This is a genomic window from Mesorhizobium sp. P5_C1 (genome assembly GCF_054049815.1).
Genome location: NZ_JBFULQ010001212.1, coordinates 1 through 797 on the forward strand (window position 1 = coordinate 1; position 797 = coordinate 797).

General features: G+C 58.0%; 2 protein-coding genes. Both read right to left on the bottom strand.

What is annotated here, in order from left to right:
* The coding region (locus tag ACXJ7R_RS34935) for a glycosyltransferase (RefSeq protein ID WP_457155774.1) at positions 1-215 on the bottom strand (215 nt) is incomplete at its 3' end.
* A 58-nt stretch (positions 216-273) separates the two neighbouring features.
* Positions 274-797 (bottom strand): class I SAM-dependent methyltransferase (locus tag ACXJ7R_RS34940; protein WP_457155775.1); only part of this gene is annotated, 524 nt, incomplete at its 5' end.

Genomic DNA, 797 nt, shown 5'->3' on the forward strand with positions numbered 1-797 from the left:
ATGATATTGCCCGACGCGTTGGAGATTCCTGCCTGCAGCGCGGCTGCCTTGCCGAAATTCCTCCGAAGCCGAACGCCCTTTACATGGGGGTAAGCCTTGGTGGCGGCCAGAATCTCCTTCCAGGTATTGTCCCGGCTCCCGTCGTCAACAAAGATGACCTCCTCGAGCGAGGCGGTATCGATCTGCTCGAAGGCGGCCTCGATCTGGGCAATCAAAGCCTGAACAGTGTCTTGCTCGTCCTTTACAGGCACCAGTATCGAGACTGTCTGCACGTCAGGCCCTCTGCGTCAAAATGGAGGTCTGGCTGGGGAATGGCAATGCCGGCGCCAGCCCCCTTGTCACGCGCTCCTGCAGGCCGCAAGAATTGATGGCCTGGCGATATTCCGGCCTGTTGCTGTTGTCGAACAGAATCATACCGCCTGGAGACAGGCGATGAACCGATTTCGCCAAGCAGGAAACCCTGGCCCGGCCGTCGATCACAATGAGGTCGAAGGTGCCGTCGACCCGGTCAATCGATGACACGTATTGATCGAAAGAGCATTGCGTATATCCCTTTCGATTGGACCTGGCCTTGCTGGAAGCAGAGGCGGCGACCGGCTCCACAACGCGCACTGCGATGTTGGGATAGGCGCCAAAAATGCCGCCCATGGTTTGCGCGAACGGAGCGTCATGCTCGACGGAATCGACAGAGCCGCTTCGTTTTGCCAACCAAACTGTGCTGGCGCCGGCACCAAATTCATAAACGCGAGCCTTGTGATTGCGCGAAGCCAGAAAACTGTTCACGGTATCAATCGCGG